Here is a 14,921-nt window from a genome sequence, read left to right as displayed (position 1 = left end):
GGTCCGCGCTCGCACGCCTCAAGGCCGCCGGTTCAATTCGGCGGTTTTTCTTTGGGTTTTGAAGGAAGCGGCGAGGGGCTGATCCGGCTTTTTAGATTGATGCCTTTCGGGCCGGCGCGCTTCCACTGGCCGCGCAAATCTAGCGGCCCACCGCCGTTCGAACTTTCTTTGAATATCCCGAGGAACGTAGCTCATAATCCACCTTCCGGTTCAGCCCTCGATGGAGCCTCAACGCGCAAGGTGCTCTAAAGGATCCTCATTTGCGTGACGCGGTCCTTTTTCTTTTCAGGCGAACAGGTCGTTTCCGGCCGGGAGAATCTTCACGTACGTCCCGCTCTCGAGATCTCCAGCCAGCCTTGCGCGATGGTGTGCTTGAGGGCGGCGCCATATTCAGCAGGTGTGCCCTTGTCCAGGTACGGGAAGGGCCGGTGCGATGTCCGGCGCGAAGAGTTTAGTCGCCGCTAACGACGCGACGGTTGGCGTTGAGGCGCAATTTTATCGTTTTACAATTCGCGCTTGATCTCGGGCTTGTCGTACAAGACCGCGTTCAGCAATGAGCTGTTGACCTCGATTCTTCCGTTGTAGCTGATGAAGCCGAGCTTGCGGAATCTGTTCATGAAGAAGCTGACGCGGGATCGCGTCGTTCCAATCATTTCGGCCAATGTCTCCTGGCTGATATTCGGACTGATCGGTTGAGGGTTGCCCTCCTTGCCGAAATTCGCCAGCAGGAGCAGCAGGCGCACCAATCGTTTTTCACTGGAGTTGAAGAGCTGATCGATCAGGTCCTCTTCAATCCGGCTGTTGCGGGTCAGCAGATAGGCTATGAACACCTCCGAAAACTTGGGTTCATCGTGCAATGCCGCGACCATGGCGGTCTTCGTTATCGCGGTCACCAGGCATTCCTCCATCGCTGTCGTCGTCGCGATACGCAGCGAATGGCCGTTCATGCAGCCTTCGCCAAAGAACTGGCCGGCCTCCAGAATGCCGACCGCGGCTTCCTTGCCTTGCTCTGATATGACAACAACCTTGACCCGGCCTTTCTGGATATAAAAAACCGTATCTGCCACGTCGCCCTGCGCAAAGACGATCTCATCCTTGCGAAACGCGAGGATGGTCTTCCCTTCGCCTAACTTGGCGAGAAACTCCTTAGGATCAAATATTGCGTGGTTGGTATTTTCTGGCATGTCCCGTTTCGTCCCGCGCGGTGGGACACCTAGTACCTACTGTTCTTAAAGCGTGAGTCGTGATTCAAGGTCGGGATGATACCCGAAGCAAGAGAAGTCCACCTTTCGAGGAAAGATCGCAAGGTGCTTGAGGCGTGTTGCCGCTCCCCGGTGACGTTGCAGCGCGATTTGAAGCGGGCGCGGATAGTTCTGTTGGCGGCGGATGGACGCAGCACTCGGTCGATCGCCAAGGAAGTTGGGGTCCAGCCGCGGATTGTCAGCCTTTGGCGGCATCGCTATGCCGACCAAGGCCTTGAAGGGCTGCAAGACAAGCCGCGACCGGGCAAGCAGCCAATCTATACGAAGGCCACCGACAAGCGGATTCTGAAGCTGCTGGACAAGCCGCCGCCGGACGGGTTCGCACGCTGGACCGGGCCCCTGCTGGCCGGGGCGCTGGGCGATGTTGACGTCCAATATGTCTGGCGGTTCCTGCGCAGCCACAAGATTGACCTCGCGGCTCGTAAGTCCTGGTGTGAGAGCAACGACCCGAACTTTACGGCCAAAGCCGCCGATGTTGTCGGCCTCTATGTCGCCCCGCCCGCGAAGGCCATTGTGCTGTGCGTGGACGAGAAGCCCTCGATCCAGGCTTTGGAGCGAGCGCAGGGTTATCTGAAGTTGCCCAATGGCCGCGCCTTGACCGGCCAGAGCCACGATTACAAGCGGCATGGCACCACAACATTGTTTGCGGCGCTCGAAGTCGCCACCGGAAAGATCATCGCGGCGCATTCAAAACGCCGACGCCGCGTCGAGTTTCTCGACTTCATGAACAGCGTCACCGCGGCTTTTCCGAACCGGAAGCTTCACGTCATCCTCGACAACCTCAACACCCACAAGAAGAACGAGCATTGGCTCAAGGCCCACCCCAACGTGCAATTTCATTTCACGCCGACAAGTGCGTCTTGGCTCAATCAGGTCGAGGTATGGTTTTCGATCTTGCAGGGGCAGTCGCTCAGCGGCACCTCCTTCACAAGCCTCACGCAGCTTCAGGAGCACATCGATGCCTACGTCAACGCATACAACGACAGAGCCGAGCCCTTCGTCTGGACCAAGAAAAAGGTCCGTCAACGCCGTTTCAAAGGCCGCCGTATCACTCAGCTCTGATTCTGGGTACTAGCTTACCATTCAGCCGCCGACGTTCGAAGTAAAAGTGCCGTACCATGGCAGCTTTTCGCAGCCAGGATGGGAGTACCCGGCTGCCGATAAGCTAATCGAGCGGTCAGCAGACCAAGCCCGAGCCGGACCCAACAGGTCGCAGACACCGCCTAGAGTGGCGGCTAGATCGCAACTGCAAAGCTTCCAGTCGTCTTGCATTCCGGGCACTCGAAGGTACGGACTTCATGACCGGGTTGAGCAGGCTCGATGCAAGCCAACCGCATAGGCTTGCCACACCTGGAGCACGGAAGAATTCCGATCTCCGCGCGGCTGTATAGTGGATTTGGCTGGATAGATGACATCATGCATCCCCCGTATTTGGCGGGAGCATTGCTGATCTCTCTGTCGCCGATAACTGCCTATTGCGGACGGCGATGGAGCTAGTCTTGCCCGACGCAACAATTCGGGCTGGTCAATATTGACCACTATTGAAAATTTCGTTCAGCAAGACGGCCCCAATGTAGGGACACTGAAGCCGTCTAAGCAGGACGCCGTGGGCAGGAAGGCGATCCAAGCAGCGTTAAGACTCCCGAACAACACTTGTTCCGGGTCATTATATTGTGGGTACCGAACCGCGGACTTCCGGTTCACCTCGAAGAGCCGACATTCCAGTGGTCATACCTACCTATGGGCCACAACTCGGACTCATGAAGTGCGGCAAACGACATCCATGAACTGCAGTGACTCAATCACCTCGTCGGCGCGGCTCACTCGACCAGCGCCCATCTCGCTCCGTTAATAAACGCCACGCCGCACGGCGCGACGCGTATGGCGGTACACGCGACGGTCGACACGACGCGCAGTCACGCGAGCACGCCGGTACGTGTAGGCCTGCGCTTGATCAACGCTTAACTCCAAGCCGCGCGGTGTCACCTGCGGCGAGACCGGAACCGTCGCCAACACCACTGCTGCAAACAGCAGTCCGACAATTGAGAAAGCTCTCATTGCATCTACTCTATGTTGTCACACACCAAGTCGACTCACTCATCTGCAAAAGCCCGACGGACCGCGTCGGGCTGATTGCTAATATGCGTCGTGACCGGCAATCGGCCATTAAGTGCAGGATAGATCGGCGCCGTCTGTATAAAATTGATCATCGCCAGAAAAAGTTTATTGGTTGCTGCGCTCGCCCAAAGGACTCCTTCATATTGGTCAGAATGTCGCACAGACAATCCGGTCAAAACCAATGGCTCCGATGGTGGCGAAAAGAGAGGGCGCCCCCTAGCAACGGACGCGTCATCGATCCGGCCACTCAAACAAAAAGCCGCCCCGGTGGGGGGCGGCTTCGGATCGCAGGCGAGAGTTAGTACTTAAACTCCGGCATGGCCTTCAATTCATCCTTAGTGGCGTTAAGCACTGCGTGATCAGGGTACCAACTCTTACTGGCGCTAGTGGTGGTGGTTGTCGTGGTCGTAGTTGCGGCACCGGTCGTGGTTCGCGTGGTGCTGTCTGGAGCGGAAGTCGCTGCAGGAGCATTCGCTGGGGCGGACGTTGTCGACGCAGTTGTCGAGGTCACCGGTTGGTCAACCCACTTCAGCTTATCGAAGGTGACTGCCACGTAGTGTTCGCCCAAGCCGAGAACGCCACCCACACCCAGAATGACATTGGCCACCTTGCCTGACCTATCCAAGATCACCTCGTTGATATCACCGATCTTCTCGTTTGCTTCATTGTACACATTCACGCCGGCGAGCTTAGACGCGCGCCATTCACCCACCTTGTGCGTGGTGGCAGTGGTAGTCGAATCCACCTGGTTCGTGGCTTGCGCCGACGCCGCGCCGGTCATCGACGCAGTAGCAAGGAATGCGATTGCAAGGCATTTCGAAATCATGATGTTCCTCCATTGGTTAGGGGAACAACAGGGCGCGGAAAGTTTGGTTCCAGTGATGGAACGGAAGTTATCCGTGCTGGTGAGGTCTCTGAACTGACGTTGTTCCGTGACACAATCGCGCTCGACCCAAGGCGGCGCGATTGCGGACACGGGACGATCCCGCCAACAGCAATACCGTTCAGTTAGGGACGGCAGCCCGCGCCGCATGACTCGGCAAAACGGCAGCGGAGCCGGCGAACGCAACCTAGAAAATTTGAAGTCTTCGGCTTTCAAGAAACTGATGGGGACCGCCTAGCAGTTCCCAAGCCCGCCTAAGACGAAGGCGCGCTCCGAACGCATGAGAGAGCCACGATGCTTGCGTGGAGCCCCTGCCGCTGAAGGGCTAGTTTTGAGCTTTGCCCAGCTTGCGTCGGTAGTAACCGTGTTTTTGCACGGTCAACTTGATCTCGTCGCTTACTGGCTTTCTTCTTCCGCCATCGGCCCGGGTTTTCGTGGATCGGGATCGGTTTCCCCCTCGGGACCACGAGCAGATAGAGCTGGCGCCGGTTGTTTGGACAGCGCCCCGCGGGATTTAAGTGGATTCCTGCCGGGTTATGCTGAACGCGGGGCCTTACGATTTTGTCGTTGCGTCGGGAGGGCGTAGCCCGACCAGAGCGACGACAAAATCGTCGGCGACGGTCATGCGGCCATCACCATAGCTTGCGTGCCGAAGTAAGCCTCGTCGGGCGTGCGCCCGTCAAGGCTCGAGTGAGGGCGTCCCTGATTGTAGAAGGCCAGATACTTGGCAATTGACGCTCGCGCCTCGGACACGCTGTCGTAGGCGCGGAGATAAACTTCTTCGTATTTGACCGTGCGCCAGAGCCGCTCGACAAACACGTTGTCGCGCCAGGCGCCCTTGCCGTCCATGCTGATGGCGATCTTCGCGTCCAGCAGCACATCGGTGAACTCGAGGCTGGTGAACTGGCTGCCCTGGTCCGTGTTGAAAATCTCGGGCCTGCCGTGCTTCGCCAACGCCTCCTGGACCGCTTCGACGCAGAAGGCCGCCTCCATTGTGATCGAGACGCGATGGGCCAGGACCCGTCGGCTGAACACATCGACGACCGCCGCGAGATAGACGAAGCCACGCCGCATCGGAATGTAGGTGATGTCCATTGCCCACGCCTGGTCGGGCCGCTCGATCTTCAATCCGCGCAACAGGTACGGGTAGATCTTGTGACCCGGTGCCGGCTTACTCGTGTTCGGGCGACGATAGACCGCCTCGATCCCCATGCGCTTCATCAGCGTCGCGATGTGGCGGCGACCGGCGTATACGCCCTCCCGCCGCAGCAACGATCGCTGCATACGCGCTCCCGCGAAGGGATAATCGAGATGCAGCTCATCGAGCCGACGCATCAAGGCAAGGTCCTCGGCCGAAACTGGCCGAGGTTCATAGTAGACCGTGCTGCGAGCCAGCTTCAGGACCTTCGCCTGGCGCACGATAGAAAGATCATGACCGCGGTCGATCATCGCTTTGCGCTCAGCAGGCCCGCCTTGGTGAGCGCGCCGGACAAAAAATCGTTTTCCAACGCCAGCTCGCCGATCTTGGCATGTAACGCCTTCAAATCGACCGGCGTCTCGGCCGACGCCTTGTCATGCCCAAACACGCCGGCGGCGCCTTCCAGGAGCTGGTTTTTCCAGATCGTGATCTGGTTCGGATGAACATCAAACAGTTGCGCCAGCTCCGCCAGCGTCTTGTCGCCTTTGACCGCAGCCAAAGCAACCTTCGCCTTGAATGCCGGAGAATGCATCCGGCGGCTCTTCTTCGTCATCTTCGCTCCTGATTCGCGGCAAGAATCCTCGCCGCTGTCAGGCAGAAAATCCACTCAAGCTACTGTCCGAATTTGCGGAGCCAGCTCTGATAGTCGCGTTTATAATTTAGATACACATCAAACATGCCGTCACTTCCAGCGCCCAGCTGAACTTTTACAGCCTCTTGGACTGGAATGGAGTTACTGAAGTGCAACAGATCTATGAGGATTGAGCACACGAATTGCTGGGGTGAGCTCATCGCCGCATAGCTAGTCGGTTCGGCGCGACCTTGGTACCACCGAGGTATTGGGCCGCGACCTTGAGCTGCTGCCGGTTTGATGGACACCCGCTTAAGCTAATCCCACCTTGCGCTCGAACTCAACCGGGCTGAGATAGCCGATGGTCGAGTGCCTGCGGGTCGTGTTGTAAAATCGTTCGATGTAGTCGAACACATCGGCGCGTGCCTCATCTCTGGTTTGATAAATCTTGTTGGCCGTACGCTCGGTCTTGAGCGAGGAGAAGAAGCTCTCCATCGCCGCGTTGTCCCAGACGTTGCCGGAGCGGCTCATGCTGCAAACGATGCCGTGGTCGGCCATCAGGCGCTGGAACTGCTCGCTGGTGTACTGGCTGCCCTGGTCGGAGTGATGCAACAGCGCATCCGGCTTGCCGCGCCGCCAGACGGCCATCAACAATGCGTCCGTCACGAGCTGTGCCGTCATGGAGGCACTCATCGACCAGCCCACCACGCGGCGTGAGAACAGGTCGATCACCGCTGCGACATAGAGCCAGCCTTCGGCCGTCCAGAGATAGGTGAAGTCGGCGATCCACTTCTGGTTCGGCCGCTCGGCGGCGAACTGCCGGTCAAGGAGGTTCGCCGGTACGGTCTCGAGCTGTCGATCGCCGCTGTCCTTCGGTAAGCGCCGACGTCGCGGCCGCGCCCGCAAGCCTTGCAGGCGCATCAGCCGCTCAATCCGGTGCAGGCCGCAATCCGCCCCGTCGGCGAGCAGGTCACGCCACACCCGGCGTGCGCCATAGGTGCGGTCGCTGGCGGCGAAGCTGGCCTTGACCTTGCCGCCGAGCTCCTCGTCGCTGCGGGATCTGGCGCTGGGAGAGCGGTTCAGCCAGGCATGGAAGCCCGACCGCGACACTCCCAGCGCATCGCATAGCCATGCCACCGGCCAGATCGTCCGGTGCTTCGCGACGAAGGCGAACTTCATGTCGCTTCCTTCGCGAAGTAGGCTGCGGCCTTTTTTAGGATATCCCGCTCGGCCTTCAGCTTGGCGACCTCACGGCGCAGCCGCTCGATCTCCTGCTGCTCCGGCTTCATCTGCCCGTGGCCGGGAAAGGCTTGCGCCGGGTCGGAGCCCAACTCCTTCACCCATTTGCGGAGAACATTCTCATGAACATCCAGGTCACGGCCAGCTTGCGCCACCGACACCCCACGTTCCCGCACCAGCTTGACCGCCTCGACCTTGAACTCGCGGCTGAACTTCCGTCTTTTCATCGCCACCTCCGGCTTCATGAAACACCTAATCTCGGTGTCCATCAAACCGGCAGCAGCTCACTCCGAAACGAAACGGGTCACAAGGCGCCATCCCTGCGGTCGGACCGCGTGTCCGCTTTACCTCTCGAAAGCGGACATCCGGATTTATGATGGGGTGGACGCCCCGCCCGACGGCATCGATGTGCCAAAGTGGAGGTGTTGAGCACCACTTAAGGGAGGCGTCCGTGTCAGAGGTTATCATAATCGGTCTGGATATCGCCAAGCATGTTTTCCACGCTCATGGAGCAGACGGGAAAGGGCGAGCTATATTCAGCAAACGGATCAGCCGAGGAAAGCTGCTGGATTTCTTCGCAGCCCACCCGAGTTGCACGGTAGCTCTGGAGGCATGTGGCGGAGCCCATCACTGGGCCCGTCAACTCGCCCAGCTTGGCCATGAAGTTCGGCTGATCCCTCCCGCCTACGTAAAGCCGTTTGGTGCGCCCCGACGGCGCGCATTACCAGTGGAGGAAGGATCCACCCAGAGAATTGTCGATTGATCTGGTAGCTGACGAGCGGTTTGGACGAGCAATCGGACGGATCGAAGCCTCGTGACAAAGGTCGCTTTTGGCGGCCGAGCAATCCAGCGGGCCGTAACGTGAGTGAAGCCTGAGCACGCCTCGAAAGTTACGATGTGAATGCCGACCCGATCGTATGGCGGGGAAGGCCGCGCTGACAGGGAAGCAATCGACGCATGCACCTGTCCGGTTCACCGGGGTAATGGGCACGGCACGCCGGAAAGGTAGTGCGGGTAATCGGGGGAGACCCGTCTTGGTCGAAGGTCGCGCCTTCAGCATCGAGTAGTCGATGGACCGGACGGGAGTCGGACAGGGTCGTAGTACTGATGAAACCGGGTAATTCCGGCGGAGGAAAGGACCCTGACTTCAGGTGCGCTTTTGAAGATGGCGAGGGAATGGGTCGATTGGCGATGAGCCTACAAACGCCCGATAAGATCAGGAGCCTTCAGAGAAAGCTTTATTGCAAGGCGAAGGCGGAGCCTGCCTTCCGTTTCTATGTGCTGTACGACAAGATCTGCCGCGAGGACATTCTGAGCCATGCCTACAAGCTGGCCCGCGCCAACGCGGGTGCGCCAGGAGTGGACGGAACAACTTTCGAGCAAATCGACGCGTCGGGACTCGAAGCATGGTTGGCCGGCCTGCGCGATGAACTCGTCACGAAGACTTACCGGCCCGATCCGGTGCGGCGGGTGATGATCCCGAAGCCCGGCGGCGGCGAACGTCCACTCGGTATCCCAACAATCCGGGACCGGGTCGTCCAAGCTGCCGCAAAGATCGTGCTGGAACCGATCTTCGAGGCGGATTTTGAGGACGGTGCTTATGGATATCGCCCGCGTCGTAACGCGGTCGATGCAGTCAAGGAAGTGCACCGGCTTGTGTGCCGGGGCTACACGGACGTTGTTGACGCCGATCTGTCGAAATACTTCGACACGATCCCGCATTCGGACCTCCTCAAATCGGTGGCCCGACGCATCGTTGACCGGAATGTGCTGCGGCTGATTAAGTTATGGCTGCGAGTACCGGTCGAGGAGCGGGATAGCGACGGGAAACGGTGCATGAGCGGCGGTAAGAGCAACAAGCGTGGCACGCCACAGGGCGGTGTCATCAGTCCGCTGCTCTCCGTCATCTACATGAACCGGTTCCTGAAGCATTGGCGTCTCAGCGGTCGGCGTGAAGCATTCCATGCCCAGGTTATCTCCTATGCCGACGACTTCGTCATTCTCAGCCGCGGCCACGCGGAGGAGGCATTGACGTGGACGAAAGCGGTGATGACCAAGCTTGGGTTGACGCTCAACGAGACTAAAACCTCGGTGAAGAATGCCCGATTGGAAAGCTTTGACTTCCTTGGGTACACGCTCGGACCCCGCCGCTTCCGCAATGGGGGACGGTGGTATCTTGGCGCGGCTCCGTCCAAGAAAAGCGTGCTGCGGATCAAGAGGAAGGTCAGCGTACTGCTGACGCCGGGCAACAAGGGCGCTTGGCCCGAAGTACAAGCACGACTGAACCGCCTTCTGCGCGGCTGGTCCGCTTACTTCAGCTATGGCTCTCTTGCTACGGCTCATCAGGCCGTTGATCGACACGTCTTCGACCGCGTGCTCGCCTTTCTGCGCAGACGACATAAGACGCCAGGACGTGGCGTCAGACGGTTCTCTGATCGGATCCATGGGAACCCTGGCGTACTTGTGCTGAACCGCGTGCGCAAAGTGTCGCCGACGTGCGCCTTGTGACAAAACCTGTCGGAAAGCCGGATGCGGGAAAACTGCACGTCCGGTTTGATGAGCGGGGAGAGGAAACGGAACGCGCACCAAGCGCATCACCGCGCCTCTCCTCGACTCTACTGAAGCGGCAAAAGAATGACGCGATCGATGCCGAGGCGATCTGCGAAGCAGCGCAGCGGCCGAGCATGCGGTTTGTGGCCGTGAAGAGCGAACAGCAACAGGCGGCGGGTCTGGTGTTTCGGACCCGTGACCTGTTAGTGCGGCAGCGAACGCAGCTCATCAACGCGATCCGGGGACACCTCACTGAATATGGTTGGGTCGCACCTAAGGGGCCGTCGCACGTGGCGATGAGAGCTGGCTCCGCAAATTCGGACAGTAGCTTGAGTGGATTTTCTGCCTGACAGCGGCGAGGATTCTTGCCGCGAATCAGGAGCGAAGATGACGAAGAAGAGCCGCCGGATGCATTCTCCGGCATTCAAGGCGAAGGTTGCTTTGGCTGCGGTCAAAGGCGACAAGACGCTGGCGGAGCTGGCGCAACTGTTTGATGTTCATCCGAACCAGATCACGATCTGGAAAAACCAGCTCCTGGAAGGCGCCGCCGGCGTGTTTGGGCATGACAAGGCGTCGGCCGAGACGCCGGTCGATTTGAAGGCGTTACATGCCAAGATCGGCGAGCTGGCGTTGGAAAACGATTTTTTGTCCGGCGCGCTCACCAAGGCGGGCCTGCTGAGCGCAAAGCGATGATCGACCGCGGTCATGATCTTTCTATCGTGCGCCAGGCGAAGGTCCTGAAGCTGGCTCGCAGCACGGTCTACTATGAACCTCGGCCAGTTTCGGCCGAGGACCTTGCCTTGATGCGTCGGCTCGATGAGCTGCATCTCGATTATCCCTTCGCGGGAGCGCGTATGCAGCGATCGTTGCTGCGGCGGGAGGGCGTATACGCCGGTCGCCGCCACATCGCGACGCTGATGAAGCGCATGGGGATCGAGGCGGTCTATCGTCGCCCGAACACGAGTAAGCCGGCACCGGGTCACAAGATCTACCCGTACCTGTTGCGCGGATTGAAGATCGAGCGGCCCGACCAGGCGTGGGCAATGGACATCACCTACATTCCGATGCGGCGTGGCTTCGTCTATCTCGCGGCGGTCGTCGATGTGTTCAGCCGACGGGTCCTGGCCCATCGCGTCTCGATCACAATGGAGGCGGCCTTCTGCGTCGAAGCGGTCCAGGAGGCGTTGGCGAAGCACGGCAGGCCCGAGATTTTCAACACGGACCAGGGCAGCCAGTTCACCAGCCTCGAGTTCACCGATGTGCTGCTGGACGCGAAGATCGCCATCAGCATGGACGGCAAGGGCGCCTGGCGCGACAACGTGTTTGTCGAGCGGCTCTGGCGCACGGTCAAATACGAAGAAGTTTATCTCCGCGCCTACGACAGCGTGTCCGAGGCGCGAGCGTCAATTGCCAAGTATCTGGCCTTCTACAATCAGGGACGCCCTCACTCGAGCCTTGACGGGCGCACGCCCGACGAGGCTTACTTCGGCACGCAAGCTATGGTGATGGCCGCATGACCGTCGCCGACGATTTTGTCGTCGCTCTGGTCGGGCTACGCCCTCCCGACGCAACGACAAAATCGTAAGGCCCCGCGTTCAGCATAACCCGGCAGGAATCCACTTAAATCCCGCGGGGCGCTGTCCAAACAACCGGCGCCAGCTCTATGCTTACCGACCTGATCGAGGAAGAAGAGATGGCCAGTTCGCCTTCCCAAAGCGGCCCACGCCATGTTCCGATTGATGTTGGACCTGCTGACCGATCTCAATGGCAAGGTCGCGGACCTCGACCAGGAAATCGCGCGACGTGCTCGCGAGGACGAAGTATCGCGCCGGCTAATGACCGTTCCCGGCATTGGCCCAATCTCCGCCACCGCGATCGCCGCTCTAGCACCGCCGGCCGAGACCTTTGCCAAAGGGCGTGACTTCGCCGCTTGGTTGGGTCTCACGCCTCTTCAAAGATCGACAGGCGGCAAGCAGAAGCTCGGTGCGACATCCAAGATGGGCGAACGCACGCTCAGGCGCCTCCTCATCATCGGCAGCAGCGCGGTCGTGCAACAGGCGAGCAAACGCGGTGCGCCAAGGGGTTCATGGCTCGAATAGATGCTGGCTCGTAAACCGCGGATGCTGGTAACCGTCGCGCTCGCTAACAAGATGGCGCGGATCGTCTGGGCGCTACTCGTCAAGTGCGAAAACTACAGAGCTCCGGTTGCCGCCAAGGCGTGATCTTGGCGGGCCAGAGGTCGTCAGAGGTGTAGTCGGTCGAAGGAGGGTATGGCGCAACAGTCGGCGAGACGGGGCCGGAAGAACCAGATGTACTCATCGTGCCTGGAGCGTATCCCTCCATTGAGGGCCGCCTTGTTTGACGGACGCGAGCGCTGCAGGTCCTAGGGGTAATCCTAGGAGAAGAGCGCTATGACGATTTCGCGGGCAGAGGTGATCACATCGGTCGAGCGGCGGCGTCGGTGGTCACAGGATGAGAAGGAACGGCTAGTTGCAGCATCGTTCGAGCCCGGAGCCACTGTTTCCGAGGTGGCTCGCATGGCCGGCCTTCATGTGAGCCAGCTGTTCAGGTGGCGCAAAGAGCTTTGCAAGCACGGTGAAACGAGTGTAGCGCCGTTGGTGCCGGTCGAGATTGGGCCGTCTGTGCCGCCGCGGGATGTGGCCGAAGCGCCATTGACGACGGCGCCGGCGCGTCGACGGAGGAGCCAGGGCATCATCGAGATTGATCTCGGTAGCGGACACCGCATCCGGGTCGACGGTGACGTTGATGGAGACGCGCTGCGGCGAGTTCTCGATGCCCTGGTGCGCCGATGATCCCGGTTCCGACAGGCGCGCGAGTGTGGCTCGCGACAGGCTACACGGATATGCGCAGAGGCCTTCCGTCGTTGGCACTCCAAGTGCAGGAGGTGTTGCGCAAAGACCCGCTCAGCGGTCATCTGTTCGTCTTCCGCGGTCGCCGCAGCGATCTTGTGAAGATGATCTGGCACGGTGTGCTGCAGAGCATGAAGGAGGTGAATAACCGAATTTAATGCGTACAGCTTTATTAGAGATGGAGGATGGCCCTCCTGCATCGGCGTTTCAGGCGCAGATGCAAAACCACGACACTGTGGCTTCGCTTAAAAGGCGCGGTCATGAGCAAGTGTTGCAAAAGTCCCGGGTGTACGGGGCAGGTAAGTATCCAGAAGGCGAGCGAAAGCGAATCTTCCGATGACGCGTCGAAAATTACTAAGGCGTCGCCAAAATCAGGGGCGCGTGCCATCCCTGAGATCAATCCGTGAGGCGCCTGGATTACTGCGCGGATGGCGACCGGCGTTTAGGGGACGCGATCTGGATACAGGCTCTTGTAGAGAACTGCAGGAACCAGTCGTTGTGATGCCAAGGGAGAAGTTCAAGCGGCGCACACCGCGAGACGAGAGTACCGAAGCACAACACTGGGGCGGATCGGCTCGTAGTAGTGATGAAGGTGCTGTAATGGGACTGGAGCGAAGGGGCCGAAACAAGTGGGTTGCTCCCATATGCAACTGTGATGAGCAGGAGGACATGTGAGTGTAACCGGACGTAAGCAGTACGATATCGACAAGCAGACAGTGATGAAGGCCTACCGATTGGTCAAAGCCAATGCGGGCTCGGCCGGCGTGGATAAGGTGTCGCTCGAAGCTTTTGAGAAGGACTTGAAGGGCAACCTTTACAAGGTCTGGAATCGAATGTCTTCTGGCAGCTACTTTCCACCTGCCGTTCGGGCTGTCTCCATTCCCAAGAAGAACGGCGGGCAACGCATTCTAGGTGTGCCGACAGTAGCAGATCGCGTGGCGCAAACGGTCGTCAAGCTGCAGATTGAACAAGCACTCGAGGAAATCTTCCTTCCCGATTCCTACGGCTACCGGCCCGGAAAATCCGCGCTGGACGCCGTCGGCGTCACCCGGCAACGGTGCTGGAGGATGGACTGGGTGCTGGAGTTCGACATCAAAGGCCTGTTCGACAATATCAGCCACAAGTTGCTTATGAAGGCCGTCAGGAAGCATGTGCAAGACGAATGGGCTCTGCTCTACATCGAACGCTGGCTAACAGCGCCGATGCAAGACAGAGACGGAGCGATCACCGCTCGCGACCGGGGCACACCCCAAGGCGGCGTGATCAGTCCCGTCCTTGCCAATTTGTTCTTGCATTATGCGTTCGATACATGGATGGCGCGGAACTTCCCGCAGTCGCCGTGGTGTCGATACGCGGACGACGGGCTCGTTCATTGCCGAACCAAGGCTGAAGCGGAAGCCATCAAGGCGGCGCTGCAAGCAAGGTTTAAGGAATGCGAACTCGAAATGCATCCCGACAAGACCAAGATCGTCTACTGCAAAGACAGCAATCGCCCGGGTAGCCATGCCAGTCAGTCATTTGACTTTCTGGGATTTACCTTTCGACCGCGCAGGGCAAGAAACCATCAGAAGAAAGAAAACTTCTGTACGTTCTCGCCAGCGGTCAGCAGGGCGGCGATGACGTCTATGCGTATGACGATCCGGCAGCTCCGCCTCAGGCTTCGCTCGCAGACGGAAGTCGACGCAATTGCCTTGGAACTGAACCCCGTCCTTCGTGGATGGAGGCAGTACTACGGCAGATATGGGCGGTCAGAAATGCACAACCTGTATCGATATGTCGACGAATCTCTTAACCGCTGGGCGCGACGCAAATACAAAGGGCTGAAGAATGGAAAAGTCAGAGCCTCCACCTGGCTCAGATTGATCCGCTGCCGCAGGCCGAAGCTGTTCGCTCATTGGGCGATGTTGAGTTCTGCCTCGTTACTTGTTGAGAGCCGTATGACGTGAGAGCGTCACGTACGGTTCGGAGAGCGGCTCCGGGTGCAACCCCCGGGGCCGACTCACCATGGCCAGGGAGCATGCTTGTTTACCAAAAGACTCGAGAGAGGAAGGTTCATCTGGCCATCGGTTGCCGGTGAATCGGTAACGATCTCTCCGGCGCAATTGAGCTATCTGTTGTCCGGGATCGATTGGCGCAACCCTCAAGAAACCCAGCGTCCGACGCGGGTCGGTTAGTCGTTTTGCAGGTTTGAATCTGCTGCTTGATCTGATTCAATGGCTTCGTGATATCA

At 59.1% G+C, this 14,921-nt stretch carries 11 protein-coding genes and 3 pseudogenes; 10 read left to right on the top strand and 4 right to left on the bottom strand.

What is annotated here, in order from left to right; genetic code table 11:
• Positions 1-503: 503 nt before the first annotated feature.
• Positions 504-1,184: a Crp/Fnr family transcriptional regulator gene (locus tag HAP54_RS05620; RefSeq protein ID WP_166299029.1), complete on the bottom strand. Its 681-nt coding sequence runs from the start codon at positions 1,182-1,184 to the stop codon at positions 504-506.
• Between the two features lie 75 nt (positions 1,185-1,259).
• Between HAP54_RS05620 and HAP54_RS05615 the strand changes: the two genes are divergently transcribed.
• Positions 1,260-2,324 carry an IS630 family transposase gene (locus HAP54_RS05615; protein WP_166204319.1) on the top strand — a complete coding sequence of 355 codons (1,065 nt, stop codon included), beginning with the start codon at positions 1,260-1,262 and terminating at the stop codon, positions 2,322-2,324.
• 1,354 nt (positions 2,325-3,678) lie between these two features.
• On the opposite strand, the gene HAP54_RS05610 is transcribed toward HAP54_RS05615, so the two are convergent.
• The 3 genes from HAP54_RS05610 to HAP54_RS05600 form a co-directional block, all read right to left on the bottom strand.
• Complete coding sequence (locus HAP54_RS05610) at positions 3,679-4,206, bottom strand: PRC-barrel domain-containing protein (RefSeq protein WP_165127171.1); 528 nt, start codon at positions 4,204-4,206, stop codon at positions 3,679-3,681.
• Between the two features lie 678 nt (positions 4,207-4,884).
• A protein-coding gene (locus HAP54_RS05605; protein ID WP_166204126.1) for an IS3-like element ISRj2 family transposase occupies positions 4,885-6,014 on the bottom strand; the annotation gives its coding sequence in 2 pieces (ribosomal slippage) (positions 4,885-5,762 and positions 5,762-6,014; 1,131 coding nt in all).
• A 330-nt stretch (positions 6,015-6,344) separates the two neighbouring features.
• A protein-coding gene (locus HAP54_RS05600; RefSeq protein WP_166295259.1) for an IS3 family transposase occupies positions 6,345-7,498 on the bottom strand; the annotation gives its coding sequence in 2 pieces (ribosomal slippage) (positions 6,345-7,249 and positions 7,249-7,498; 1,155 coding nt in all).
• A gap of 224 nt (positions 7,499-7,722) precedes the next feature.
• Here HAP54_RS05600 and HAP54_RS05595 point away from each other — a divergent pair.
• From HAP54_RS05595 to tnpB (HAP54_RS05555), 9 genes and pseudogenes are all read left to right on the top strand, one after another.
• Positions 7,723-7,971, top strand: a pseudogene (locus HAP54_RS05595) (IS110 family transposase); the annotation flags it as partial.
• A gap of 476 nt (positions 7,972-8,447) precedes the next feature.
• Positions 8,448-9,779 carry a group II intron reverse transcriptase/maturase gene (gene ltrA / locus HAP54_RS05590; RefSeq protein ID WP_224496640.1) on the top strand — a complete coding sequence of 444 codons (1,332 nt, stop codon included), beginning with the start codon at positions 8,448-8,450 and terminating at the stop codon, positions 9,777-9,779.
• A gap of 56 nt (positions 9,780-9,835) precedes the next feature.
• Positions 9,836-10,114, top strand: a pseudogene (locus HAP54_RS05585) (IS110 family transposase); the annotation flags it as partial.
• A 94-nt stretch (positions 10,115-10,208) separates the two neighbouring features.
• A protein-coding gene (locus HAP54_RS05580; RefSeq protein ID WP_166204126.1) for an IS3-like element ISRj2 family transposase occupies positions 10,209-11,338 on the top strand; the annotation gives its coding sequence in 2 pieces (ribosomal slippage) (positions 10,209-10,461 and positions 10,461-11,338; 1,131 coding nt in all).
• Between the two features lie 189 nt (positions 11,339-11,527).
• Positions 11,528-12,043: pseudogene (locus HAP54_RS05575) on the top strand (IS110 family transposase); the annotation flags it as partial.
• Between the two features lie 189 nt (positions 12,044-12,232).
• Entirely contained in the window at positions 12,233-12,634 is a 402-nt protein-coding gene (tnpA, locus tag HAP54_RS05570; RefSeq protein WP_166205105.1) for an IS66-like element accessory protein TnpA, read from the top strand.
• Positions 12,631-12,849 carry an IS66 family insertion sequence element accessory protein TnpB gene (tnpB, locus tag HAP54_RS05565; protein ID WP_166299027.1) on the top strand — a complete coding sequence of 73 codons (219 nt, stop codon included), beginning with the start codon at positions 12,631-12,633 and terminating at the stop codon, positions 12,847-12,849. Before tnpA ends, tnpB (HAP54_RS05565) begins: the two co-directional genes overlap by 4 nt.
• A gap of 561 nt (positions 12,850-13,410) precedes the next feature.
• Positions 13,411-14,637, top strand: a complete 1,227-nt coding sequence (ltrA, locus tag HAP54_RS05560; RefSeq protein ID WP_166306448.1) for a group II intron reverse transcriptase/maturase — start codon at positions 13,411-13,413, stop codon at positions 14,635-14,637.
• Between the two features lie 33 nt (positions 14,638-14,670).
• Positions 14,671-14,865 (top strand): IS66 family insertion sequence element accessory protein TnpB, encoded by a 195-nt coding sequence (gene tnpB / locus HAP54_RS05555; protein ID WP_166293650.1) that lies wholly within the window; start codon positions 14,671-14,673, stop codon positions 14,863-14,865.
• The last annotated feature ends 56 nt before the right edge of the window (positions 14,866-14,921 follow it).

The sequence above is a fragment of the Bradyrhizobium sp. 2S1 genome (assembly GCF_011516625.5).
GTDB lineage: Bacteria > Pseudomonadota > Alphaproteobacteria > Rhizobiales > Xanthobacteraceae > Bradyrhizobium > Bradyrhizobium septentrionale.
This window is presented reverse-complemented; position numbering and strand designations above follow the sequence as displayed.

Excerpts from the sequence above, each read along its gene's own strand:
- HAP54_RS05620 (WP_166299029.1), bottom strand. The coding sequence starts at position 1,184 with ATGCCAGAAAATACCAACCACGCAATATTTGATCCTAAGGAGTTTCTC.
- ltrA (WP_166306448.1), top strand. The coding sequence starts at position 13,411 with ATGAAGGCCTACCGATTGGTCAAAGCCAATGCGGGCTCGGCCGGCGTG.
- HAP54_RS05610 (WP_165127171.1), bottom strand. The coding sequence starts at position 4,206 with ATGATTTCGAAATGCCTTGCAATCGCATTCCTTGCTACTGCGTCGATG.
- tnpB (WP_166299027.1), top strand. The coding sequence starts at position 12,631 with ATGATCCCGGTTCCGACAGGCGCGCGAGTGTGGCTCGCGACAGGCTAC.
- ltrA (WP_224496640.1), top strand. The coding sequence starts at position 8,448 with ATGGGTCGATTGGCGATGAGCCTACAAACGCCCGATAAGATCAGGAGC.
- tnpA (WP_166205105.1), top strand. The coding sequence starts at position 12,233 with ATGACGATTTCGCGGGCAGAGGTGATCACATCGGTCGAGCGGCGGCGT.
- HAP54_RS05615 (WP_166204319.1), top strand. The coding sequence starts at position 1,260 with ATGATACCCGAAGCAAGAGAAGTCCACCTTTCGAGGAAAGATCGCAAG.